Below are 23333 nucleotides of genomic sequence, written 5' to 3'. Positions count from 1 at the left end.
CAAAAAAGCGTGAAGCCGGACGGTTCAGTTGGGCGAAACCGATTCCAGTTGTTGCAACAGCAACGCAGCCTGGGTCCGGGTACGCACGCCAAGCTTGCGGAAGATCGCCGTTACATGGGCCTTGATGGTGGCTTCCGAGACGCTCAGCTCATAGGCGATCTGCTTGTTCAGCAAGCCTTCGCAGACCATGGTCAGTACCCGGAACTGCTGGGGCGTCAGGCTGGCGAGCCCTTCACTGGCGGCCTTGGCTTCAGCCGACACATCGACCTTGTCGAACGCCTGCGGCGGCCACCACACCTCACCATCGAGCACCTTGCGCACGGCGTCCTGGATAGTCTCCAGCGGGCTGGACTTGGGAATGAAGCCACTGGCCCCGAACTCGCGCGACTTGACCACCACCGCCGCCTCTTCCTGCGCCGAGACCATCACCACCGGAATCTGCGGGTACTGCCCACGCAACAGGACCAGCCCGGAGAAACCATAGGCGCCCGGCATGTTCAGGTCGAGCAGGACCAGGTCCCAGTCGGCCTTCTCGGTCAGGCGGGTTTCCAGCTCGGCGATGCTTGCCACTTCCACCAGGCGCACATCCGGCCCGAGGCCAAGGGTCACGGCCTGGCGCAGGGCGCTGCGAAACAGCGGGTGGTCATCGGCAATCAGGATTTCGTATGTAGCCATCGATCCAGGGGTCCTGTTCTGTGCCAGGCGCTGCGGGTACGCAGCCTGAGCCTGGCGGGCAACTCGAGGCGCGGGCGACGGCGCCGCCAGCGGCTGGGGCACGAGGCAAGCCAGGGGTGGCGGCTGCGTCGTGGCCGAATCGGCGCCAAGGATGCCGAGCACCGTGCGGGTGGTCAAGCCAATTGCCCGGCGGCCTCGCCCACCCTGGCGACCTGCCTCGACAGTATGAACCAATCCGGCGCTGCTGCCCCTTGGACTATAGGAAGGTATGCAGGCGTCGATGCGGCTCGTCGTGGTCGTCCAGCGCCAGGTGCCGCTTGCCGCTCAGGTAGTGCAGGCTGAACACGTCGAGGTAGGCATCCAGCGCCTGGGAGGCGCGGCTGTCGCCGGCCAGGTCCAGGCACATGGCCGCCACTTCCGCGGTGCAGAAGTGATCGTCGCGCTTGGAGCGGCGCAGGCGATAGCGCGACATCTGCTCGGCCTCCAGGCTCAGCACCGGGAAGCGGTCCAGGTACGGGCTCTTGCGGAACATCTTGCGTGCCTCGGTCCAGGTGGCGTCGAGCAGAATGAACAGCGGCCGCTTGCCGGGCTCGCACTTCACCTCGCTGACCACCCGCCCCTGCTCGACGAACTCACCGGGGAAGACGATATAGGGCTGCCATTGCGGCTGTTCGAGCAGCGCCAGCAGGCGCGGATCGACCTCCGTGCGCTGCCAGCCGAAGGCCCAGGTGTCTTCGATCAGGTCGGCGATCAGCCAGCCGGTGTTGGTAGGTTTCAGCGGCTCGGTATCGTGCATCACCAGGCACATGCCGGCCTGGGCATCGACCCTCGGCTTCCAGGCGCACAGGCAATGGCTGGCAATCACCCGGCAGTCCGGGCAGCGATCGGCCCGCGAGCCGCGGGCGATGAAAGGTTTGTTGCTGCGCGCCAGACGCTCGGCGCGCAGACGCGCTACCGCATGGCTCATGGCTGCAAGCCTGGCGACGGGAAAAGGATGGACACTGCGACAACTCGGCGGGAAACAGAGACGCCAGTCTACCAGAGCAGGCGCAGGATTGCCGTGCAGGCCAGCGGCAGGCTCCCTTATAATCGAGCTTTTGGCGGCGGCGCCAGGAGCTGTTCATGGAACGCCACCAGCCGGCGCGGGTCAAAGCGCCAGTCACCGAACCAGGAGAGATTCATGCTGCGTCTTATCGTCCCGACCCTGAGCCTGATGCTCGCCCTGCCACTGGCCGCCCAGGCGGCCTCCAAGCAGGACTACGAGCTGAACCAGATGCTGCAGAAGGTTGCCAAGGAGAGCAGCGTCGGCACGCCACGCGCCGTCAACGAAGACATCCTCGACCAAGGCTATACCGTCGAGAAGGGCAAGGCGCTGGTCAACCACCTGAGCGTGCGTGAAGAACATGCCCAGCGCATGCTGGAAAACCCGGCGCTGGTGCGCAGCCAACTGGGCGACAGCGTTTGCCGCAACACGGGTTATCGCCAACTGATGACCAAGGGGGCGGTGATGGTGTACCGCTTCACCGTGTACAAGACCAACCAGCCGGTCATGGACCAGGCGTTCGATGCTGCCAGCTGCACCGCTGGCAACAAGAAGAAGTGATTCAGGCGACCTGATCGTCGCTGGCGCGCCGCTGTTCCTCATCGGCGCGCAGATCCGCCAGCAGGGCCTGGAAATAGCGCGACTGCCGCCCATCGCCCTGCAGCCGGCGCAGGCACTCACCTTCCAGGCTCAATCGATGTTCCTGGGCCGCGCGCGCCAGCAGTTCATACAACTGCAGGTCCACTTCGATGACCAACCGATGCATACCCGCACCTCCCTGCATCGCGCCATGCCCTTCAGTTAATCAAAGACCGCCGCCGATTGGATCCGATCAGACGAACGGTTTAGCAGCAGCGATCCGGCACGATCGTGCGCCAGCGTCTAGATTGAAAGCGAACGACAGGCGTTTTCCGACAGGCACTGGAGGCTGTCGCGCCAAGACGTCAGCGCAACCACAACAGACAGGATGGACAAAAGCCACTGCACCACGGCCTTGAAGGCCTACTGCAATGCTCGGGATGCACACTCGAGCCACAGCAGCCAGCGACACACGCAGTGTCGTGGCCGGTAATCCCCATCGACCGGTCAGAGGTTTTGCTGCAGAAGGAGACGTTGAATGCCTTACCTACCGAATGAACTGCTGTCCAAGCACTTCAGCGACCAGGGAGTCGACCTGGGCAGGATTGACGAGCAACTGCAACTGGTGGCCCCCGACAGCCCCAACCTGCCCCTTTACCGCGACATGATGCTGACCGTCCTGCGCATGGCCAGCGACGACACCAACCGCTGGAATGCCAAGATCACCCTGCAGGCCCTGCGTGAACTGGACCACGCCTTCCGCACCCTCGAACGCTACAAGGGGCGGCGCAAGGTCACGGTATTCGGCTCGGCCCGCACGCCTCAGGAACACCCCATGTACGCCTTGGCCCGAGAGCTGGGCGCCACACTCGCACGCGCCGAGCTGATGGTCATCACCGGTGCCGGTGGCGGTATCATGGCAGCCGCCCACGAAGGTGCCGGTGCCGAAAACAGCCTGGGGTTCAACATCACCCTGCCGTTCGAGCAGCACGCCAATGCCACGGTGGACGGCACCGACAAGCTGCTGCCCTTCCACTTCTTCTTCATTCGCAAGCTGTTCTTCGTCAAGGAAGCCGACGCACTGGTGCTCTGCCCGGGAGGCTTCGGCACGCTGGACGAAGCCCTCGAAGTGCTGACGCTGATCCAGACCGGCAAGAGCCCGCTGGTGCCCGTGGTGCTGCTGGACTCGCCTGGCGGCAGCTTCTGGCAGGACGCCTTGAACTTCATCAGTCGCCAGTTGCAGGAAAACCGCTACATCCTGCCCAGCGATCTGAACCTGGTGCGCCTGGTGCATAGCGCCGACGAGGCCGTCGACGAGATCCGCCAGTTCTACAGCAACTACCACTCCAGCCGCTGGCTGAAGAACCAGTTCGTGATCCGCATGCTGCATCCACTGAGCGACGCTGCGCTGGCGGACATACAGGAGAATTTTGCCGACCTGCGCCTGAGCGGCAAATACCATCAGCAGCCCGACAGCGGCGCAGAACATGAAGTGGGGAGCTTCAGCCACCTGACGCGCCTGACCTTCGCCTTCAGCGGCCGTGATCAGGGGCGCCTGCGTGAGCTGGTGGATTTCATCAACCTGCCGGAAAACTGGGCCAAATCCCAGCCCATGCACACCACCCAGCATGCGCGGGAAGCGTTGAAAGTCGGCTGAACGAAAAACGGCCAGTACGGCTGACCCGGCAGGCATCTGCCGGATCAGCCGTACTGGCCGTCAATCATCGAGGTCGCGTCCGCTGAGCAGCCGACCGATCATGTCCATGGAGAAACCACGGTAGGCGAGAAAGCGCGTCTGCTGCGCGCGGCTGCGCGGGTCGTGAGGCCGTTGCCCGGCGAACTTGCGTTGCCAGACATCCCGCAGGCGGGCCGACCAGTCGACACCGCTTTCGCGCAGCGCCTGATCGATATCGCTCCGGTTCAGCCCTCGCTGGCTGAGGTCTTCGCGAATGCGCGCAGGACCATAGCCAGCGCCGGAACGATAGGAGATGAAGCTTTCCAGATAGCGGGCTTCGCTGAGTAGCCCCTCCTCGGCCAGCCGATCGAGCGCAGGCTCGATCAGCTCATCCGTGGCACCGCGCTGACGCAGCTTGCGTGTCAGCTCGACACGACCGTGCTCGCGGCGTGCGAGCAGGTCCATGGCAGTCCGCCGAACGGCGACGGGGGTGTCGAGTACGACGGACGACATAAACAGTCAGCCAGCGGTATCAATAACCGGCTTCGGCATCAGCCACATCGCTGGCATCAGCTTGCGCAGCGGCTGCCTTGCCAGCAGCAGCGACAGCACCGGAGGTCAGCAGCTTTTCGCGGATCTGCTTCTCGATTTCCGAACCGATCGCCGGGTTTTCCTGCAGGTACTTGGCAGCGTTGGCCTTGCCCTGACCGATCTTGTTGCCTTGGTAGCTGTACCAGGCGCCGGACTTCTCGACCAGGCCCTGGGAAACGCCCAGGTCGATGATCTCGCCGTTACGGTAGATGCCCTTGCCGTAGAGGATCTGGAACTCGGCCTGACGGAAAGGTGGGGAAACCTTGTTCTTGACAACCTTGACACGGGTTTCGCTGCCGACCACTTCATCGCCTTCCTTCACCGCGCCGGTGCGGCGGATGTCCAGACGGACGGAGGCATAGAACTTCAGGGCGTTACCGCCGGTGGTGGTTTCCGGGCTACCGAACATCACGCCGATCTTCATACGGATCTGGTTGATGAAGATGACCAGGCAGTTGGCGTTCTTGATGTTACCGGTGATCTTGCGCAGCGCCTGGGACATCAGGCGGGCCTGCAGGCCAACGTGCATGTCGCCCATTTCGCCTTCGATCTCGGCCTTGGGCACCAGGGCAGCCACGGAGTCGACGATGATCACGTCGACAGCGTTGGAACGCACCAGCATGTCGGTGATTTCCAGGGCCTGCTCGCCGGTGTCAGGCTGCGAGACCAGCAGGTCGTCGACGTTGACGCCCAGCTTGCCGGCGTACTCCGGGTCCAGGGCGTGCTCGGCGTCGACGAATGCGCAGGTGGCGCCGTTCTTCTGGGCTTCGGCGATGACCGACAGGGTCAGCGTGGTCTTGCCCGAGGATTCCGGGCCGTAGATCTCGACGATACGGCCTTTCGGCAGGCCGCCGATGCCCAGGGCGATGTCCAGGCCCAGCGAGCCGGTGGAGATGGCCGGGATGGCCTGGCGTTCGTGATCGCCCATGCGCATGACTGCGCCTTTGCCGAATTGGCGTTCGATCTGACCCAGGGCCGCAGCCAAGGCGCGCTTCTTGTTGTCGTCCATTGAAATCCTCACGTGTTCGACGTGGCCCTGATGGCCGGAATACCTGTATAAGTAGCCAGTATTATTCCACAGGGATTCGTTTCCGCAAACCCCCGTCGAGCGATTTACTCGGCACCAAGCTGTAACAAGCCGTCTAACGCGGCGATCACCGTCTGTCGACGCACCGCCTCGCGGTCGCCCTCGAAGTGGCGGCGCTCGCTGATCACGCGGGCTCCATCGCCCCAGGCCAGCCACACGGTACCCACCGGTTTGGCCACGGAGCCACCGTCCGGCCCGGCGACACCACTGACCGCCACGGCGAATCGCGCACCGCTGGCGGCCTGGGCACCGCGGACCATGGCCTCGACCACCTCCTGGCTGACCGCGCCAACCTGCGTGAACAGTGCCTCGGGGACACCAAGCTGACGGGTTTTCTGGGCGTTTGAATAAGTGACATAACCGGCCTCGAACCAGGCCGAGCTGCCGGGAATGCGGGTGATCGCCTCGGCGATGCCACCGCCGGTGCAGGACTCGGCGGTGGTTACCTGCGCATTGAAACGACGCAGGTGTTCGCCCAGGCGGGTGGAAAGTGCGGTGATCGGGTCCATGACAGGCTCCATGCATGACTGCGCACTACCCTACCACCCTCATCCGCCCAGGCAAGGACTCACCGCGCCAGCGCGCGGATATACGCCTGGCAGGCGCGCAGGGCGATCAGCCCCCGGTCGCCGTCGTCGCTGATGGCGATAATTCGTCGAGCATGCGCCGGGTCAAGTCGGGCGCGTACGGCGCCATGATCCACGCCGCCGGCGCCGGTGGCGGCAGGCATTGTGGAACAGGCGGCGTCGCGCTCGACCAGGACCGACAGCCGCAGATCGGCAGTAGCAAGGCGATCACGCAGCCGAGCCTGATTCTGTTGCGCATCGCTAAGCTCCTGGAAATGGCTGGATTCACTGTCGTGCAGACGTTGCTCGAGCGCCTGGCGCTGTTCGCGCTCGGCGAGCAGCTGGTCGTTGAGCACCTCGGCCTGCTCCACCCGCTGCTGCGCCTGCAGCGTGTCCGACTCGGCGAGCAGACGCTCGTAGCGCCAGGCCTGGACCTGCCAGGCCAGTGCCGCCGACAACAGCATGAGCATCAGGCACGCACCGAGCTGCCAACGGCTCAGCACAGAACCTCCCGGGCCCTGGCCCAGAGTTTGAGGCGCTCATCCAGGCCATTGAGCCCACCGTTGATGTGTCGGGTGATGCGGTTGAATTCGCCGCGGTCGGCCAGGGCATTGAGCCCGCGCGACTGCCAGAACCAGGCCGCCGACTCGCAGGCCCAGCGCGGCTGCTCGAGTAGCTGGGGTTGCGCCAGCAACCGCTCGTCACCGAACAGCGCACGGCTGCAGGCCTGGTAGTTGTTGCGCCCGGTGACCTGGATCAGGCCGCGGCCGCAATACAGCTGGCCATCGCCGTCAGCCTCAGGTGTGTTGCCCAGGCGCAGGGCCAGGGGACCTGTGTCGTAGCGCGACAGGTAGCGGTCGCTGCCCAGCTCCTTCACATAACGCAATTGGCCGGACTCATGTCCGACCTGGGCGAGAAAGGCGGCGACGCGCTTGGGATGATCGATTTCCCAACGGGCCATGGCTTCGTTGAGAGGCGTGAGAAAGACGCCGGCACGAGGGCCGGCGAGTGGATAGATCTGAACGAGTTGCCGCTCGGTGAGCATGCAGCACCTCCTTGGCGCAAGAAAAAAGCCCAGGCAATGCCTGGGCTCGGGAACATCGACACGTTGGTATCAGATGCCCAGCGACGCCATCTCCAACGGCGAGCGATAGGTCGCTGCGGCCTGGGCGATGCAGGCACGGGCCTGCAGGTTGGCGTCCTTGAGATTCTGGATCTCATCTGCGATGCGCTTGGCGCCCTTGACCAGCCACATCCGCGAATACACCGCGGCCGCGACGCCACCCACGACGATGACCAATGCCGAGAAAAAGTCGGCCAATCGTTGCGAGCAGATGCTGATCTGCTCGACCGTGATACGCACCACTTCCACCACCTCCTCGTTGTAGTCGAGGTTAGCGGCCACGCTGGCGCCCCAGATGCTGGTGACCAGTGCCTTACAGTCCTGAATTTCCTGTGCGGTAAGCGACATGATTACATTCTCCATTGCTATCAGTTTGATCGGCGGATAGTTCCGCCGGGTAATCGCTCGCAGGCGATGGCTCGAAGCGCGTGGCTTTCACATGATTCAGCGTGCGGCACCGGCCGCACTTGATCTGGAGCTCGGAAGCGAGAGTGATGCGGGCCAGCAGCTTCCTGCACTGGCCGCAGCGAAACTCGACGAACATGGGCGCATCCTCTGCTGAGTGGGTAGGCCGGCTCACGCCTTGAGTGAAGCGACCTTGGCCGGTGCGCTGCCCTTGTTCACAGACTTGCCCGCCTTGCCACCGTTGCACTGCACGGTGGTCCGCCAGCCAGAAGTGGTGAACACCTGCTCGACCGCGTCGATCAGGTACTGGCCGTCGAGCCCGTCGACGAAACCGCTCACCTCGATGCTGCGCTCGACGAACAGGTCGGTGCGCCCGGGCATGTCCAGGCGCACGCTGGCGGTCTCGCGGTTGAAGCTGGCCAAACGTGCGCGGGCAGCCTGCTCGGCGGCAGCACGGTTGGGGTACAGGTGGCGGTCGGTATGCACGGGACGCTGGCTGCCCGAGCTGTCGGCGTTGCCCAACTCGACCACCTGCAACTCACCGCTGGCACTGTCCTGGTGACGGGCGCGCACCGCCTTGCGGGTGGCCTTGTCGTCCAAGCGAAACTGCCATTGGCTGACCTCGCTGCGCCGCAGTGTCACCAGCCCCAGCGCCTTGCCACTGGCGCTCTGCCCGCCTTGGCGCGGCAGCACCAGCAACTGGCCGTTGGCGAGCTTGGCGGTGCAGTCGTACTGGCGGGCCAGGCGGGTGATGAAGTTGAAGTCGGACTCGCTGTACTGGTCGATACGCGGCACGTTCAGGGTGACCGGGCAGATCGCCTGCCAGCCGTTGCGCGCGCCGATCTCGGCGATGATGCGTTGCAGCGGGACATTCTCCCAGCTGCCGCTGCGGATGGTTCTGCCACTGCCGCACAGGTCGCTGGCCTTGCCGCGGATCACCAGGGTGTCCGGCGGCCCGGACAGCTCGACTTCATCGACGGTGAAGCGCCCCAGCAGCGTCAGCGGCTGCCCGGCGTAGCCGAGGTGCACTTCCAGCACCGCGCCACGGGCCGGCAGGGCCAGGGCGCCGTCGCGGGCGTCGATGCGCAGCTCGAACGTATCCGACTCCATGCCGGGTTTGTCAGTGGTGCGCAGCAGCAACAGGCGGTCGTTGATCAGGGCGGTGATGTCCTTGCCATCGGCGTTGATGCTGAAGACGGGTTGCATGACTCATGTCTCCGTTGTCGGTGTGGATACGGCCCTGGAATCAGTCCCACAGCTGCACGCTGCTGACCGTGGTGGTGGGCAGGTCCGGCAGCAGGATCATCACCCCGGCGCGCAGCGGCTGGTCTTCGTCAGCCAGCCCTTGATTGGCCTCCAGCACGGCTTCGACCGTGCGGTTGAGGTGGCCGTAGTAGTGCTGGCAGAGGGTGTCGAGCAGGTCGCCGTCAGACGTTTTGCAGGTCTTCGCCATAGCGGCTGAACTCCAGTGAAAAACCCTGTTTACGCGGGATGCCGCCGGCCAGCAGATTGCTCTGGTCTTCGTCGATACTGGTCAGGCACCAATTGCCGAGCACCTCGCCATACCCCGTGGTCAGGCTCAGGGGCAGCAGTTGCTGCCCGATACTGCGCAGGGTCTGCAGCTGCCCCAGGCCACCCTTGAAATTGGGGAAGATCGCACCACGGATGCTGATCGTCTCCTCGCCCTGGGCGACGGCCTGCTGTGCGCTGTCGCGGCCCAGGCGTTCCTGCGCAGCCCAGCGATAGCGGGTCTGGCGGCGCAACTGGTCGAAGGCGGCAGTGTCGAGGTTGAAGTAGTAAGGTGCGGCATTGGCCTTCAGCGGCTGCAGCACCAGCAGGTGCGGGAACGGCTTGATCGCTTCGGCGGCCGGCGTGCTCAGTGGCGCGAAGCCAAAGGTCTCGAGCACGCCGCCAGCAATTGCACGGGCATCGCCCATAACCTTGCGGATCGCCGCACCAGCCTTGCCCAGGTGCTCGGAAAAGACCTCGACACGCTCCTGCACCTTGCGCACTTCGTCGACGGTCTTGTCGTAGCGGGCAATCACCTTGTTGACGCGCCCCTGCGCCGAGTCGATGGCACGCAGGGTGCGTTGCAGGCGCTTGCCGATGGCCGGGCCGATCCAGGGCAACGCTTCGAGTTCGGCCGCAGCCTCCTTGATGTGGTCCACGGCCTGGTTCATCGGGTCGAGCATGGCGCCGGCACGCCGACGCCCCTCCTCGCCCGCCTTGACCAGTGCATGCAGTGCAGCCTGCAACTGCTCCAGGTAGGTCATGAATGTCCCTCCGGTTCAAAATTGTCGTAGAGGGTCTGCCAGGCGCGCTTCGTCGGCTCTCTGCCGTTCTTCCAGTACCCGGCGCACGGCCAGTTCCAGGTCGGTGGCGAGTTGATCGTGTGCGACAGCGGCGCCTTGCAGCGTGATGGGGATGTTGGTGGTGAAGCTGATCGGCTGACCAGCCGATCCCGGAGCGGATCCGCCGGCAATGACCGGTTGGGCCGGTGTCGGGGCATCTGGCAGGACGCTGGCTTGCGGCGGCACTGACAGCTGCGTGGCAGGCATCTGCACCTCTACTGCAGGCGCAAAGCGAATGGGCAACGGGGCGAGACCTGGCATTGCCGAAAAACCGGGAACCGCTGCTGGCCACCCGAGGGCAGGAGCAGTGGCTGGCAGATGCCCGGGGTGCCGATCACTCGCGGTGGTCAGGGTACGGCCGGTATCAGGCGGTGGCCGTTTGCCAATCGCACTTGTGACCAGCAGGCGAGAGACGCTCGCGCTCGGCTCCCCCCCGGACGATGTCGCAACCCTGTCCGTCACCGCTGCGCCTGCAGAGGTCGAAGCCTGCACCGTGACCTTCGGCAACCCCGTCACAGAAGTCGGCCTTGACGGCTTCTGCGAGGGTGGTGACGGCTCGATCGCCAAAGCGGCAGGCGTATGGCTGGCGTCATGAGTTCCGAATCCGATGGAAGGCACGACACCAGGGAGCAGCGAGAAATCAGGGGTCACTGATTGCCATGGAGCAGGTTCTGCAGTGGTCGCCGCAGTCCCTTGTCTCGCCGCTGCACTTGCCGGCTTTCCTTCGCGCTGGGGAGGCTTCATCAGATCCCTGACAAGCGCCCTGCCCATGGCGGCGCTGTCAGGAGTCGAGCCTGGCAGCGCCAACATCGACGGCTGCTGTTGCGAAGACGCACCAGCCGCAGCGGAAATTTGCGCCATGAGCCCCGGCAGCCGCAAAGGAGACGGCGGCCCCGATGATCTGCCACGTTCCGGGTCCTGCTCCTGTGAAGTACCGTTGGCCTTTTCCGGCAACCTTCGCCGAGGTCTGCCGCGAGCGACAGACGTCTGTTCTGCTGGCGAAGGCTCCTGGTAGCGAGTGGCCAAGTACCTGCCAACCGCCGACCCGACCTGGTCGCCTAGAAAGTTGCCGACCGACATCCCTATCGTGGTACCGACCGGTCCAAGCAACGATCCGGCCGCACCCAGCGCGCCACCGAGGATCAGCCCTCCGGCCGCGCCCCCGTAACCACTCCATTTATCCTCACGGGTTTGCGCCGTGCCATAGGTATAGGCGGCCTTGGCGCCAGCCTCGATGAACATCGAAGCCACCGGTATTTTCAGCGCCTTGAGGTTCTCTGCGACGCCCTTGACGTTCGCTGCCATGGCACCCGGGGTGGCGTACCGCCGCTTGACCATTTCCCAGCCGGCATATCCCCCGCCTACCACCGCAGCAGTCGTCAGCGCATCCTTCACCGAACCCGTCATCGTCGAGTAAGGATCCACTTCGGGTTTGGGCTGAGTCGATGTGGGAGTTGATGGGGTTTCGCCCTTCGCTGTCTCCGGCCCGGGATTCGTGATGTAGGCGCCGACCCTGGCGCCCAACTTGTCACCGGCCATCCCGAGGGCGATCCCGCTCACCTCCGCGGCCATTTGGCCCCAGTGCGGCACAGCCGCTCCCAATGCCTTGCCACCCAAGGTGCCAACTGTCGACCCAATCGCACTGAGGTAGCCCACTGCCTGCTCCTTCGCCGTGGTGGCGGTGGAGGTGGTATGGAAGAGCTTCAGCGCCAGATCCAGCTTGGCTCCGTAGGCAGCCTCCCGGGTCGCAGCCACTGCCCGGGTACGGGCTGTGGTCCGGCTTGGCGTGGGATCGGCAGAGGCAGAAGAAACCGCTTCGCCCTCCCCCGACACCACACCCTGCCGGGCTTCAGGAGCATCAAGACTCGGCCGTGAAGCTGAATCAGCGCTAGGCCGAGGCTGCTGAGGCTGAGGCTGAGGCTGAGGGTACGCATATACGATCTGAGCGGGTAACTCCACCGAAGGCGAGCTTGATGCGCGCCAGCCTTGCCCAGTCAAGGGTGACGGCGGGAGCTCAAGCGTCGGGGCGATGCCTTCCCAGTTCGACAGCGGTGGCAGGACCGATGGATAAGGGCCTGGTCGCCAGACCGCCACCGGTGATGAAAGCGATTGCAGCGCCTTGCCGTAAGGCGCCCAATGATCGGTGAACCTGGCGCGATAGTCATCGAGCGCGCCAGGGAAAGCCGAGCGAGATGCGACGGCTTCCCCCAGGGCAATCTCTGGTTTGTTCGCCATCCGTTGTTCCTCTCAATCCGCAAGCCACCAGACCATGTCGCTGAACGACATGGCCATGATTTCGCTCGCGGAAAAGTTCAGCTCCTTGGCCAGCCGCCTTGCGGCGGCCTTCTGCCGGGCCGGGTCAAACCTCGTCGTCCTGCACCAGGCGAAAATACCCGGCCTGCAAGCGGCCGTAGTCCTTCAGGGTGAGGCCTTCGAGGTCCTTGATGCCGACTTCGGCCAGCGAAGCGAAGAGGTTCAGCTCGCGCTGTTCGTCATCGCTGGCGCCGCCGGCCTGGGCGTTGCGCATGTCACGCACCGTCGGGGCACGCAGCGACAGGCTGTTGACCTGCACGCCGTTGGCCTCGCTCGGTCGCGACAGACGCACCGTGACGCGGTCGGCTGCAACGTTCAGCCACTCGGGCTGGCGATTTTCCTGAGCCATGAACACCTCCCTTACAGGCCCAGCGCAGCACGCTGCGTGGCCAATTGATCGACACCCTCGATTACCCGCCGCATGCCCAGGGCATCGATCTCGTAGACCAGCCGACCGTCGACCTCGAGCTTGTAGTAGGTGAGTGCGACGCTGTGCTTGATCTCGGCCTTGTCGCCGGATTTCCAGTCGCCCATGTCGATTTCCTTGAGCGAGCCGCGCAGGGTGACGATGACCGGGTTGATCTGGCCCTTGAGGCCCTTGAAGGCGCCGCGGAACGTGCCGTTGAAGGCGGTGCCGTCGGCCAGGCCGAAGAACTTCAGCGACTCGCGGCGCACGCCGGTGGTGGTGAAGGCCGCTTCCTGTTTCTCCATGCCCAGGTCCATCTCGACCGGCATGTCCATGCCACCGGGACGGTGTTCTTCCATTTTCAGGGTCAGCTTGGGCAGGGTCAGGCTGGGTACATCGCCCTGGAAGCTCACACCGTCGACGAACAGGTTCAGGTTGGCCAGGGTTTCGGGAATCATTGCCATGTAGATGCGCTCCTTAAGCGGCGGAATCGAGGACTTCGGTCAGCCACTGGTTGGTGACTTCGACGCGGAAATTGGGGTTTTCGGCAGGCGGTACGTCGGTGAAGCGGATGTTCCAGTACACCTTGCCCTGCTCCAGCTGGCTGGCGGTGTTCAGCTCCGGGTCGGCGAAGACCTCGAAGTTGATGATCGCGCCCTGGTTCTTGAGGTCGCGCATGAAGGCCTGCAGGCCCTCGGTGACGTCCTTGACGTAGGTGGCAGTGATGGAGCGGTCGACGGCCCACTTGTGGCCGTAGAGGATCGCGTCCATGACGATGTCCATGGTCCGCACGCGGGTGACGAAGGCCCACTTCGGATCGCTGGACAGGGTGCGGTTGCCCCACAGGCGGAAGCCGTCATCGCGGATGATGGTGGCGATGTTGGCGTTGTTCAGCAGGTTGGCGCGGCAGCTGTCGTCGCCATCGAGGAACTCCACCGGGCGGCTGGTGCCGGTGATGCCGACGAACTCCTTGTTCGAGGGCGAGGCCCAGAAGCCATACTCGCGATCGGTCCAGGCGAACAGGCCGGCAACCCAGGCCGAACCGGGCGCATCGACGGTGGCCTCGGCAGCAGTGTCGAAGTAGCGCACGCCCGGATCTACCAGGAAGGCGCGCTTGGCACCGAAGTTCTTGGCGTAGGCGAGCGCGGCTTCATCGGTGCTGCCAGGGCCGTCGATGATGGCGATGCCGCGCAGCTTGTCGGCCAATGCCACCAGCGCGGTCCCGACTGCCTGGGTGGCGCTGTGCTTGGGGGCGACCAGCAGGCGCGGCTGGGCGTTGAAACGGCTCTTGCCGTCGAGCAGTGCCTGCAGGCCGGTGCGCTTGCCGTCGGCCTGCACGTTGCCGATGATCGCAGCGGTCTGCTCGGCCGCCTCTTCGAGCTTGGCCACGCCGCAAGCGACGATGACCGCCTTGGCGCGGCTGTAGATGGCGCGGCAGGCCTTGGTGATCGCCGCATCGGCGCCGAAGGCGGCTACCGCGTCACGCTCGCTGGTGATGAGGACGAGGTCGTTGGCCTTGGCCGTGACACCGGCACCTTCGGTGAAGGTGTCGACCAGGCCGATGATCGAGGACGACGGCAGTGCGATGTTGCGGGCGCCGGTGTCTACGTTGGTTACGGTGACGCCGTGGAAGAATCCACTCATGTAGGTTGTCTCCAGGTCAGATATGAAAAGGCCCTGCTGGGAGTGCAGGGCCTGGGGGTGAAGCGGTGTTTTAGGAGGGGCCCCACACTCCCTGTAGGAGCGGGCTTGCCCCGCGATGCGCCGCCAGCGGCGCGCGATCTCAAGCCTGCACAACACTCATCGCCAGGCCACAAAAAGCCCCGACAGTGCGGGGCTTCAGGGGGTGAGTTCGGCAAGCCAGGATGGCGCCACGGGTCGCTCGGCACTTATCGGGAAGGCCGCGGCGGCAGGCCAGTCGCGCAGGGCTTGCAGGTACTCCAGCAGCGTGCGGAAGCGCTCGGAAGAGAGTGTGGTTGCGCGCTGCAGGTCGATCTCGGCGCGATGGCGCGAAACCAGCCATTCGTGGATTGCGATTTCGCCGTCGCGCCAAGTACGCTCGGAGGCGGTATGGTGCGCTGCCAAGGCCGTCGAGTCCGCGACCCACTGGGCGCCGTCCCAGGTATGGAAGAGGTCGGGGCGTGGTTCGGCGGTCAAGCCGTCGGGCAGCGGGCCCAGTTCGCTTTGGATGAATTGGGCACCGGTGTCGGTGTGGTAGTACAGACCACGCGCATCCTTGACTTGTACCGGCGCCTGGCAATCCAAGACGGCCCACACCATACCGGTGGCCGCCGGGCCCAGCGACTCGTCCAGGGCGATGACATTGGCCGGCACCTGGGTCCCAAGGCCAGGTACCTCAGGCAGCACAACGGGACCACTCAATACGCCCGAAGGATTGATCATATAGAAATGCATGTTCACCTCAGATCAGCTTTATACGTGCGGGATAAGCGATGTTTCTAGGTCGAGTAGCCCCAGCGATCGTGACAGCTGCAGGTAGCGACGCAGTTGCCCCAACGACATATACGGAGTACGGGTAGTCGCTAGGTGAAATGCCGTCCATTCCAAGATCACCGACAGTGCCACCCGCATCAATACCGGGCGTCGCTGCAACTCGACCATCCACCACTCCCGTTGTGTCCGCTACAGCCAAGGTGCCCTTCTGTCGACTACCGACGATTCTCCCTGAGTCGAGCGCTCGTCCCTCATCCAGAACTCGCAGGAATTCACCACGCAACTCCGGCAGGCGAAACGTGGTAATACCATCGCCGCCAGTCCAACCGCCCTCCATCCCTCCACGCGCAGCATCGGCCACTAAGACGCCGGACTGCTGCGCGTAGTCCCAAAGCCACGGCCAGTCAGCCCGGTTCAGCAGAGCCCCATTGGGCAACCCCCAACCACCGGGACTGATCGCGGTAGTGGTCTCAAAGATCGGCCGCCCCAGAGCACCAGTGTCCATACGATCCAGCGGCACCCAGGCGCCGGCGCTATCGCTGCGTAGGTGCCAGAAGTCCCCAGCGCCCATCATGACAAAGAACGGATAACCTGCTGAGCGCAACCAGGAATGAAACTTAATCGACTCACCACCGGAGGCCTGAATCACCAGGCGGTTGCCGCTGTTGTCGATACGTTGCACACGAACGTCCATCGGCTTCTTCGCCGGCGGCAGGGTAATGGTCACGGCGCCAGCCGAAGCATCGACCAGGACCACACCGGTCTCATATTCACCCAGCACCTTGCTGGCGGTAATCGGAACATTATTGAGCCCGCGTACCGCGAGCATGCCGCGCTCCATAGCGGCCAAATCATCCGCACGGCTCATTGCTCAGTCCCCAACGTCAGGAAATCGGGCAACACAGGTCGTGCAGCGCGATCAGGGAACGCGGCGGACTGTGGCCAGTCGCGCAATGTCTGGAGGCACGCCAGCAATGCGAGGAACTGCTCAGCACTCAATGTCGTATTCAGCGCCATCTCCAACTGGTCGCGGTGACGGTCACGCACCCCGGCTGCAATCTTGAGAACGCTATCGCGCCAACCTCGTTCGACAGCTACTGCGTTTTCGGGAGGCTCTTGCAATCGCGGCATGCCGTTGCTTTCAACAACTATCTGCAGGCCCGCCGACTGCCCTCTCATCAGTTCGGCATGCAAGGTTGTACTAATTTCAACCGCATCGTCAGGTCGCGCACGGTCAAACACGGTGGAGTCGTAAAAACCCTGGGTTTGAGCTGAATAGAAGATCATCGGTTACCTACCTACAGCAAAGTACGAGTAAACAAGCGGGGACGATGTGTAGAAGTTGCGTACGGCAAATGTCGACAGCGTCGTCGGTACCGCACCACCAAACGGAGAAGTCGAGACGTACTGCACGGTGTCTCTCACACTTATGAACACTTGATAGAACTGATTTGGAAAGGTTATGGGTAACGAAAAACTGCCGGTGGAGTTCGCGGCGACTGACACTTGCCCCCACTGAATGACAAAGCCACCCAACCAGCCAGGCAGTTTCAGATATCCCGTATCTGCGAAAACTGCAGCGAACCCCCAACGAAGTTTCTTGGGCGTGACAATCACATCATCTGCCAGGCCTTCCTCTACCTTGGCCTGTACCGCAACCTTCGCAGTTCCCTGTACCGTTTCGGTTGCTTGGGCCGCCAGTGGAGCCAGCGCCGCGATGTCAATCTGCCCTTGGTTGACCGGCGTATTCCAGGCCTTGATACACCAAATAACTGCCAGGTTACGAGGTCGTGTTTCATCTCCGCCAGTGCTGCCGGAAATCAAACCAGCAATCGATCCATTGATCGAACCCTTGGATGTTTCGATGTAGGCTTTCGCCGTAGACGAAGCGCTGCTGCCATATGCTTTACCGAACAGTGTCGTTATAGGCCCAGTAGCGCCCGAAACACCGCTTGCACCAGGCCCGGCACCGACGTTATCGATAAAGCCAATGTCTTTGTGCTCGTGAGACTTGAACGACTCCTCCTGGAAGCTGCCAAGGCCACGCCCGGCATCTACCCCCCGCCCATGATCCCAACCACGCAGGAACTCACCGCGCGAATCGGGCAGCCGGAAGAATCCGCTCTGCTCGTTGCCCTTGTTGAACGCGCCGCCCAGATAAGCAGCCAGATCCGGATAGACCGCCGCGCTCTGGGTACTGCCATCGACTTCAAGGAAGCCTGCAGGCACCGTACCGCGTGGGAATGGCAACATACTGCCGACCGGCAATGCCGAAGCTGTCTTCAACAGGGCCTGGATCTCGGCCTTGGTGTAGGTGTTGGCCGACTGGAAAGCGCTGAATGCGAGAATCTCCACCGACTCCCCGAGCGTGCAGGGCGCCATGAACGTGATGCGCTGGCCATCGGACAGGTAATCAGTGACCTCGCGCCCGTTGCGCAGGACGATGGTACTTCCAATGGTGTGTGCGACCTCGAATACGGTCTGCCCGACCGAGGCCTCGAAGGAATAGCGCTCGAACGCCTTGCCCGCGCCGACGCCACCACCAAGCTGGAAATAAGTGCCATCATGGTTCAGGTCGTACAAGGCGCCAGCACGAATATCGCCCCCGACCAGATCGACCAGCCCACCAGTGCCAGCTTTCTTGACCGCCACTGCGGCGAGTCCGTTGACACGCACAGTCACTGCCCCTGTATTGGTCGCAGTAGCCTTGAACTGGAAGCGCTGACCTGCGGCATAGGCTGTCATCACCGTCTCGCTGCTCTTCAGTTCGAGCACCAGAGCGTCCGCGCTGCCCTTCGCGTCGCCCAGCCAGGCCAACGGGCCTGAATCCTTCGCGGCATCGGCACGACGCAGGTATTGGGGATGCGGGTCAGCGGCCTCTACGTGAGCCTTGAGCTGATTGCGTGCATACAGCTCGGCGGCTTCGCGCGCCTTGTCTACATAGTCCCGGGTGGCCAGCACGATGCTCGGGTCGATCTTGAGGTTGACGTTGGCGACGTTGCCGAACACCACGTGCATGCGGATGGTCTGAGTGCGTCCGGACCCTTGCGCCAGCAACGGCTTGTAGCTCGGTGCAGGCTTGGCAATGGCGATCAGGTTGCCATTGGCATCCTCCAGCGCCAGCTCGCGAATCCACCAGCCGCCGATCTCGGGTGGCAGCACCAGCTCTGCCACCAGCACGCCCGGATCGGCAGGGGATGGATAGAGCGCATTGAGTTGCGCCCGATAGACCTGACGCACCAGCGTGGTCTGGGTCGGCTTGGGTGTCGGGTCGGGGGTTTGCGAGGGCTCACCGCCGGCGTCGCCGATGAGCATGTGAGTGATGTTCCAGGGCAGGCCCAGCGCAGCCGTGTTGGCCTGCTGGGCGATACCGATATTGGTCAGGAACCCACCGAATTGAGTGGTCGAGTTAGCCATTTAGGTAGATGTCCAATAAGTCCAGGGTGTGGTCGTTCACCAGGTTGAAAGCGCCCAGGCGCACTTCGATATCCGCAGCCTCCCAGGGATAAACCTCCAGCAGTTCGCCTTCGTTCAAGGCGACGGCCTGATAGGCGGGAATGAGAGTCTCCAGGCTGATATCCAGCCCGATCAGGTGCCGACTGATCGGCTTTGCGTCCTCGATCAGCCGAGTCAGTTCCTGGTAGGTCTGTTCGTCGATGCCGCTGTCCTCCACGCCCACTTTCAGCGCAAAGGTCCCCGGCACCCCGGCAGGCTGGGCCTGCCACCACTCCTGCACCTCGATGAGGTAGCCGAACGGCTCGACCACCCGCCTGAGGGCGCCGAGGGTGCCCTTGTGGGCGTGGACGAAGAACGCCGAGCGGATCACCGAACGCTTGATGGTGTCGCTCCAGCTGTCGTCCCAGCGGTCCACCGACCAGGCCCAGGCCAGCTGATACAGCAGGTGTGCCGGGCAGGTGTCGGGGTTGTAGAGCTGGCGCAGGGTGACCTTGAGGTCTTCGTCGCCAGCCGTTTCGATGGCCCGCTCCAGCGGGGTGCGGTTGAGCGGCAGGAGGCTGTGCATGTCAGCCTCCGCGCTTGAGGTCGAAGCCTGTGCACCAGGCAGCCTGGGCCTTGCTCGGGCGGATGTCGCTCCAGCCGATCAGCTCGACCCGGCTGACGCCGTCGATATGCAACTGGGCGTCGATGCCGGAGCGGGCGACCTCGACACCCAGGCGGCGGCGCGGGTTGATCCAGGCCTGGAGGCGACGTCGGCACTCGGCCAGGATCGCCTCGTACTCCGGGCCGTTGTCGGCCATGTGCAGCACCGCCTCGATCTGGTACGACAGCACCTCGGCGCTGCGCACATTGACCCGGTCGGCGACCGGACGAATATCGTCGTCGTTGAGGTAGGCGCTGACCTGGTCGAGCAGCGCCTGGGATGCGACACCGTCGTCATCGATGCTCAGTACCGTGACATCGACCACTGCCGGCGACGGGCTTTCGGCGGTCGCGTCGGCGACCCGTCCCGAGGCGTTGCGGGCGTGGAGGATATAGCTGTTGCGCGGGCCGGCGGTGGTCAGGCCTTCATAGACCAGTTGCACACGCTCGCGCAGGGCATCGTCGGATTCGAGAATCGCCTCGGTTGGCGGCAAGGCCGTCGGGTCGGCGGCCTGGATCACCAGGCGCTGCAAGGCGACGTTCGCCGCCAGCTGGTCAAGGTCGCGGCCCTGGGCGTAGGCCAGCAGCAAGGCCTTGGCGGCATCGTTGATACGCGCCCGGTTGAGCAGCTTGCGGTAGGCGCCGACCTCTAGCAGCTTGGTCACCGGATCGCTCTCCAGCTGCGCCGTCCAGCCATCGCCCATATGGATGCGGAAAGTTTCCAGATCCGCTTCGTACAGCGCTTCGAAATCCAGGTCCTCGAGCAGTTGCGGGGCAGGCAGTTTCGACAGGTCGACCTGGCTCATACGCTGACCTCCACCAGGGCGTCATCGCCCAGGTAACGACCGCTCAGGGCCAGGCTGACCTGGCCGTCGAGCACGGCCACAACCTTGACTCGCTCAAGTTGCAGACGTGGCTCCCAGCGCCCCAGGGCGCGGGCGACCTCGGCCTGGACTGCACTCTTCCAGCCTTCGTTGACCGGCAAGTCGACATAGCGGCGCAACTGGCTGCCGTATTCCGGGCGCATGCGGCGGCTGCCCAGTGGGGTGGTGAGGATGTCCTCGATGGACTGGCGCAGGTGGGCGATCCCGGCCAGTGGCTGGCCGGTACGACGGTCCAGGCCGATCATGGCGCGCCTCCCGGGAAAGCCCGGGCGCGTTGATGGGTATCCATTGCGTTCTCCTGGCATGAAAAAGCCCGCGACGGCGGGCTCGGTTCAGTGTTTGTGGTTGGGCGTGTTGCCGGCGGTATCGATGATCCGCCCGCCGCCATTGATGTCGCCGCTGACACTCAGCGGGCCGTTGACCGTGACGTTGCCGGTCAGGGTGATGCTCGCGGCATCGAGGGTGATGGCGCCGTCATTGACCACCAGGGTGCTGGCGCCGACCTTGATGCGGGCGTTGCCGCTGGGCAGTTCGATGTCGTAGCGCCGGGCCTGCCAGTCATAGGTCAGCGAACCGCCATCGGCGAAGCGCCAGACCTCGGTGTGCTCGCGGTTGTCCGGCGGGTTGCCGGCATTGCCATAAAGGCCGGCGAAGAAGGTGCCCTGGGCTGGCTCGCCGCTGGGGCTGAGCAACACCCCCTGCTCGCCCAAGCTGGGCGCCCGCCAGTGCCGGGCCTTGCCCGCCGCCTGGGCATGCCAGCGCACCCAGGCACTGGTCCAGCCGCCGCCGTCCGAGACCCTGACCCGTGCCGCAGCCAGGTCCACTGCCACTACCCGACAGGGAATCACCAGGGTGGCGAGCATGCGGTCATGCATGGCGCTGGCGTAGCTCATGCCAGGTCCTCCGGGGCGATGTACTTGCCTTCGTTGCCCGGGCCTGTGTCCGGGCTGAAGCCCAGACGCAGGCTGCCTGGCGGCTGGTCGGGCCAGTGCCACTGCAGTTCGCCCAGCAGCACCGGCTGGTCCCAGCGCACGCGCCAGCCGGCACCGGCGAAGAACGCCCGCACATTGCGGCTCGGCTCGACGAAGTCCAGCCCCCACAGTTGCTGGCGCAACAGGTCCATCAGTTGCGCGGCCAGCACACTGCCCTGCAGGCGTGCCTCGGGGTTGGCGGCATCAGGGGTGATGTCCGCCTCGAAGGTGGTGACCAGCACCGAGCGTCCATCCCTGGGCGCGGCGTCGGCAGTCATGCGTACGATGCCGTGGCGCAGCGCGGGCAGTGATGGGGAGTTTCCTGCCTCGGTGTAGGCATCGACCGACGCCAGCTCCGGAATCGCCTCTCGAATCGTTGCGGTCAACGCCGCATGCAAGGTGGCCAGTTCGCTCATGTGCCGCACTCCTATCGTTCGTCCTTCAAGCCAAGGCGCCTGGCTGCCCAGCGTTCGTAGAGGCCGATGGCGACATCGGCACCGGCCATCGCGGTGAGGCACCCAAAGGCGCTGGCGCTCCAGATCGACATGCCGCTGGCATACAGCAGCATTACCGTCGACACCCCGCAGACCATGCAGGCCCCGGAGCGCAGCGCCAGCCGTCGCAGCAGCGACCAGCCTCGGGCACCGGCCTTGTCGGCCCGCCACATCTCGCCGGAAAGACCGCCCAGCAATGCCAGGACGATCACCAGCCAGAGCGGCATTTCCAGTAACGCCTGTTGCTCGTTCGTCACTGTCCTGTCTCCTGTGTCATGGCCACCGGCGAGTGCCGGTGGATCCCTTGCCGTGTAACGCGGCATTCCAAAGGGCCCGTCCGTGCAGGCCCTTCAGTAATGCGTTGTCGAACCGCCGGTCACAGCTGGTGACGCCGTGCGGTTCCGCTTCAAATTGGTGACTCCGACCGCGGCCGCCTGCCCGCCGGATAACTGTTCGTGGTGCTTTACGCTGCACACCCGGGCCAGTTGCCAACCCTCTGAACAGTCAAGGCCTGTTCATCGCTGCCTGTGTAACAACCGGTTGCTGTCCGGCTTGAGACACAGGCTATGCACCAATGCATATGCAGTCAATGCATTTTTGAAAATATTTATGCATGCGGACTTGCTTAAATGCATGAAGGCCTTGGCAGATGCGGCTTGTAGGCCGTTTCAGAGCAACGAAAAAATTTGTAGGACGGTTGCGGGATGCAACGTAAGGGGGGCCGACCGAGGCGTATTTTTCACAGGCATGAAAAAACCCGCCGAGGCGGGTTTCTGTTCTGCGCAGATTGCTCAGCGTGCGTACATGCCCCACCAGAACACATGCCCGAGCAGGCTGATCTGTTCTTCCTGCATCTGCTGGAAGCTGTAGTCTTCGTCGGGGTGTTCGTCGCGGTTGAAACTGCGCAGGCGGATACCCGTAGGCAGGCGATAGACCTGCTTCACCCGCAACTGGCCGTTGTGGTTGATGGCGTAGAGGTCGCCGTCGATGATGTCGCCAATCGCGCATTTGCCGGTGTTGACGCCCACCGTCGCGCCGTCGCGCAGTACCGGCAGCATGCTGTTGCCACGTACCGTCACGCACTTGGCCTGGTCGAACTGCACACCGTTGTGGCGCAGGCTGCGCTTGCCGAAACGCAGGCGTGCACGCTCGCTTTCCTCGATGACGAATCTTCCTGATCCTGCTGCCAATTCGACCTCTCGAAGAAAGGGTACGGACACCTCGTCGTCCTCGACGGGGGTTTCATCGTCCCACAGGCTGATGTCGTTCAGGTCCGCATGACCGTGCATGGGCTGCGCCTCGCGGGCCTCGCCCAGCTCGATGCGTCCACGCAACTGGTCGGTGCTCACGCCAAAGTAGTCGGCGATTCTGGACACGTGTTTGTCCGAGGGGTCGACGATCTTTTCGCTGAGGATCCGCGACAGGGTGGATTGCGGTACGCCCGTGCGCCGGTGCAGCTCCGTCGGGGACAGGCCGTGGCGATCGAGCAGTTCTCTGAGTACGGTGGCTACGTTGCGCTTTTGCATAAAATGCATAATGCGTCGATTTACCCGAAAATGCAAATCGATGCATGCAGCCAACGGGCTCGCCATGGCCTGCGGAAACTGGCTAAGGTAGAG

Annotated in this window: 30 protein-coding genes; 2 read left to right on the top strand and 28 right to left on the bottom strand. The window is 63.9% G+C overall.

What is annotated here, in order from left to right:
• Window positions 1-24 precede the first annotated feature (24 nt).
• Together erdR and AC1TXO_RS06555 are read right to left on the bottom strand one after the other, a co-directional pair.
• Entirely contained in the window at window positions 25-675 is a 651-nt protein-coding gene (gene erdR, locus AC1TXO_RS06560) for a response regulator transcription factor ErdR (protein WP_486405563.1), read from the bottom strand.
• A gap of 256 nt (window positions 676-931) precedes the next feature.
• Window positions 932-1642 (bottom strand): tRNA-uridine aminocarboxypropyltransferase, encoded by a 711-nt coding sequence (locus tag AC1TXO_RS06555; protein ID WP_486405562.1) that lies wholly within the window; start codon window positions 1640-1642, stop codon window positions 932-934.
• 213 nt (window positions 1643-1855) lie between these two features.
• Here AC1TXO_RS06555 and AC1TXO_RS06550 point away from each other — a divergent pair, with 213 nt between their 5' ends.
• Complete coding sequence (locus AC1TXO_RS06550; protein WP_486405561.1) at window positions 1856-2278, top strand: quorum-sensing-regulated virulence factor family protein; 423 nt, start codon at window positions 1856-1858, stop codon at window positions 2276-2278.
• A 1-nt stretch (window position 2279) separates the two neighbouring features.
• Here AC1TXO_RS06550 and AC1TXO_RS06545 read toward each other — a convergent pair whose 3' ends face one another.
• Window positions 2280-2483, bottom strand: a complete 204-nt coding sequence (locus tag AC1TXO_RS06545) for a hypothetical protein (RefSeq protein WP_486405560.1) — start codon at window positions 2481-2483, stop codon at window positions 2280-2282.
• Window positions 2484-2834: 351 nt separating this feature from the next.
• On the opposite strand from AC1TXO_RS06545, the gene AC1TXO_RS06540 reads away from it, so the two are divergent.
• A complete protein-coding gene (locus AC1TXO_RS06540; protein WP_486405559.1) occupies window positions 2835-3953 on the top strand; it encodes an LOG family protein in 1119 nt (372 codons plus the stop codon).
• 60 nt (window positions 3954-4013) lie between these two features.
• On the opposite strand, the gene recX is transcribed toward AC1TXO_RS06540, so the two are convergent.
• The 25 genes from recX to AC1TXO_RS06415 all read right to left on the bottom strand — a co-directional run bounded on the left by recX (window position 4014) and on the right by AC1TXO_RS06415 (window position 23240).
• Window positions 4014-4436 carry a recombination regulator RecX gene (gene recX, locus AC1TXO_RS06535; protein WP_486406803.1) on the bottom strand — a complete coding sequence of 141 codons (423 nt, stop codon included), beginning with the start codon at window positions 4434-4436 and terminating at the stop codon, window positions 4014-4016.
• A 67-nt stretch (window positions 4437-4503) separates the two neighbouring features.
• Window positions 4504-5571 carry a recombinase RecA gene (gene recA / locus AC1TXO_RS06530; RefSeq protein WP_486405558.1) on the bottom strand — a complete coding sequence of 356 codons (1068 nt, stop codon included), beginning with the start codon at window positions 5569-5571 and terminating at the stop codon, window positions 4504-4506.
• A gap of 104 nt (window positions 5572-5675) precedes the next feature.
• The gene (locus tag AC1TXO_RS06525) at window positions 5676-6158 is read right to left on the bottom strand and encodes a CinA family protein (protein ID WP_486405557.1); all 483 of its coding nucleotides are present in this window, start codon (window positions 6156-6158) and stop codon (window positions 5676-5678) included.
• Window positions 6159-6217: 59 nt separating this feature from the next.
• Window positions 6218-6685 (bottom strand): lysis system i-spanin subunit Rz, encoded by a 468-nt coding sequence (locus AC1TXO_RS06520; RefSeq protein ID WP_486406802.1) that lies wholly within the window; start codon window positions 6683-6685, stop codon window positions 6218-6220.
• Between the two features lie 26 nt (window positions 6686-6711).
• Complete coding sequence (locus AC1TXO_RS06515; RefSeq protein ID WP_486405556.1) at window positions 6712-7260, bottom strand: glycoside hydrolase family 19 protein; 549 nt, start codon at window positions 7258-7260, stop codon at window positions 6712-6714.
• 69 nt (window positions 7261-7329) lie between these two features.
• A complete protein-coding gene (locus AC1TXO_RS06510; protein ID WP_063545894.1) occupies window positions 7330-7686 on the bottom strand; it encodes a hypothetical protein in 357 nt (118 codons plus the stop codon).
• The gene (locus tag AC1TXO_RS06505; protein WP_486405555.1) at window positions 7652-7882 is read right to left on the bottom strand and encodes a Com family DNA-binding transcriptional regulator; all 231 of its coding nucleotides are present in this window, start codon (window positions 7880-7882) and stop codon (window positions 7652-7654) included. The genes AC1TXO_RS06510 and AC1TXO_RS06505 overlap by 35 nt, the downstream gene beginning before the upstream one ends.
• Window positions 7883-7914: 32 nt before the next feature.
• Entirely contained in the window at window positions 7915-8949 is a 1035-nt protein-coding gene (locus AC1TXO_RS06500) for a phage late control D family protein (RefSeq protein WP_486405554.1), read from the bottom strand.
• A 40-nt stretch (window positions 8950-8989) separates the two neighbouring features.
• Window positions 8990-9196, bottom strand: coding sequence for a tail protein X (locus AC1TXO_RS06495; protein ID WP_486405553.1), 207 nt, complete (start codon window positions 9194-9196; stop codon window positions 8990-8992).
• Window positions 9171-10016, bottom strand: coding sequence for a phage tail protein (locus AC1TXO_RS06490; RefSeq protein ID WP_486405552.1), 846 nt, complete (start codon window positions 10014-10016; stop codon window positions 9171-9173). Before AC1TXO_RS06490 ends, AC1TXO_RS06495 begins: the two co-directional genes overlap by 26 nt.
• Before the next feature lie 15 nt (window positions 10017-10031).
• On the bottom strand, window positions 10032-11849 hold the full coding sequence (locus tag AC1TXO_RS06485; protein WP_486405551.1) for a hypothetical protein: 1818 nt from the start codon (window positions 11847-11849) through the stop codon (window positions 10032-10034).
• 604 nt (window positions 11850-12453) lie between these two features.
• Window positions 12454-12756 (bottom strand): phage tail assembly protein, encoded by a 303-nt coding sequence (locus tag AC1TXO_RS06480; RefSeq protein WP_486405550.1) that lies wholly within the window; start codon window positions 12754-12756, stop codon window positions 12454-12456.
• 11 nt (window positions 12757-12767) lie between these two features.
• Window positions 12768-13277: a phage major tail tube protein gene (locus AC1TXO_RS06475; protein WP_486405549.1), complete on the bottom strand. Its 510-nt coding sequence runs from the start codon at window positions 13275-13277 to the stop codon at window positions 12768-12770.
• A 13-nt stretch (window positions 13278-13290) separates the two neighbouring features.
• Window positions 13291-14457: a phage tail sheath subtilisin-like domain-containing protein gene (locus tag AC1TXO_RS06470; RefSeq protein WP_486405548.1), complete on the bottom strand. Its 1167-nt coding sequence runs from the start codon at window positions 14455-14457 to the stop codon at window positions 13291-13293.
• 195 nt (window positions 14458-14652) lie between these two features.
• Complete coding sequence (locus tag AC1TXO_RS06465; RefSeq protein WP_486405547.1) at window positions 14653-15228, bottom strand: phage tail assembly chaperone; 576 nt, start codon at window positions 15226-15228, stop codon at window positions 14653-14655.
• 7 nt (window positions 15229-15235) lie between these two features.
• A complete protein-coding gene (locus AC1TXO_RS06460) occupies window positions 15236-16135 on the bottom strand; it encodes a phage tail protein (RefSeq protein ID WP_486405546.1) in 900 nt (299 codons plus the stop codon).
• Window positions 16132-16554, bottom strand: coding sequence for a tail fiber assembly protein (locus AC1TXO_RS06455; RefSeq protein WP_486405545.1), 423 nt, complete (start codon window positions 16552-16554; stop codon window positions 16132-16134). The genes AC1TXO_RS06460 and AC1TXO_RS06455 overlap by 4 nt, the downstream gene beginning before the upstream one ends.
• A gap of 3 nt (window positions 16555-16557) precedes the next feature.
• Window positions 16558-18684 carry a phage tail-collar fiber domain-containing protein gene (locus AC1TXO_RS06450; RefSeq protein WP_486405544.1) on the bottom strand — a complete coding sequence of 709 codons (2127 nt, stop codon included), beginning with the start codon at window positions 18682-18684 and terminating at the stop codon, window positions 16558-16560.
• Complete coding sequence (locus AC1TXO_RS06445; protein WP_486405543.1) at window positions 18677-19288, bottom strand: phage tail protein I; 612 nt, start codon at window positions 19286-19288, stop codon at window positions 18677-18679. The genes AC1TXO_RS06450 and AC1TXO_RS06445 overlap by 8 nt, the downstream gene beginning before the upstream one ends.
• A 1-nt stretch (window position 19289) precedes the next feature.
• Window positions 19290-20171, bottom strand: a complete 882-nt coding sequence (locus AC1TXO_RS06440; RefSeq protein WP_486405542.1) for a baseplate assembly protein — start codon at window positions 20169-20171, stop codon at window positions 19290-19292.
• Window positions 20168-20494 carry a GPW/gp25 family protein gene (locus tag AC1TXO_RS06435; protein WP_486405541.1) on the bottom strand — a complete coding sequence of 109 codons (327 nt, stop codon included), beginning with the start codon at window positions 20492-20494 and terminating at the stop codon, window positions 20168-20170. The genes AC1TXO_RS06440 and AC1TXO_RS06435 overlap by 4 nt, the downstream gene beginning before the upstream one ends.
• Before the next feature lie 87 nt (window positions 20495-20581).
• Window positions 20582-21142 carry a phage baseplate assembly protein V gene (locus AC1TXO_RS06430; protein ID WP_486405540.1) on the bottom strand — a complete coding sequence of 187 codons (561 nt, stop codon included), beginning with the start codon at window positions 21140-21142 and terminating at the stop codon, window positions 20582-20584.
• A complete protein-coding gene (locus AC1TXO_RS06425) occupies window positions 21139-21636 on the bottom strand; it encodes a hypothetical protein (RefSeq protein WP_486405539.1) in 498 nt (165 codons plus the stop codon). Before AC1TXO_RS06425 ends, AC1TXO_RS06430 begins: the two co-directional genes overlap by 4 nt.
• An 11-nt stretch (window positions 21637-21647) precedes the next feature.
• Window positions 21648-21971 (bottom strand): phage holin family protein, encoded by a 324-nt coding sequence (locus tag AC1TXO_RS06420; protein ID WP_054891048.1) that lies wholly within the window; start codon window positions 21969-21971, stop codon window positions 21648-21650.
• Window positions 21972-22505: 534 nt separating this feature from the next.
• Window positions 22506-23240, bottom strand: a complete 735-nt coding sequence (locus tag AC1TXO_RS06415) for a LexA family transcriptional regulator (RefSeq protein WP_486406801.1) — start codon at window positions 23238-23240, stop codon at window positions 22506-22508.
• Window positions 23241-23333 lie beyond the last annotated feature (93 nt).

The sequence above is a fragment of the Pseudomonas sp. FA117 genome (genome assembly GCF_057370475.1).
The sequence above is the reverse complement of the archived record's forward strand: the minus strand, read 5'-3'. Positions and strand labels throughout refer to the sequence as shown.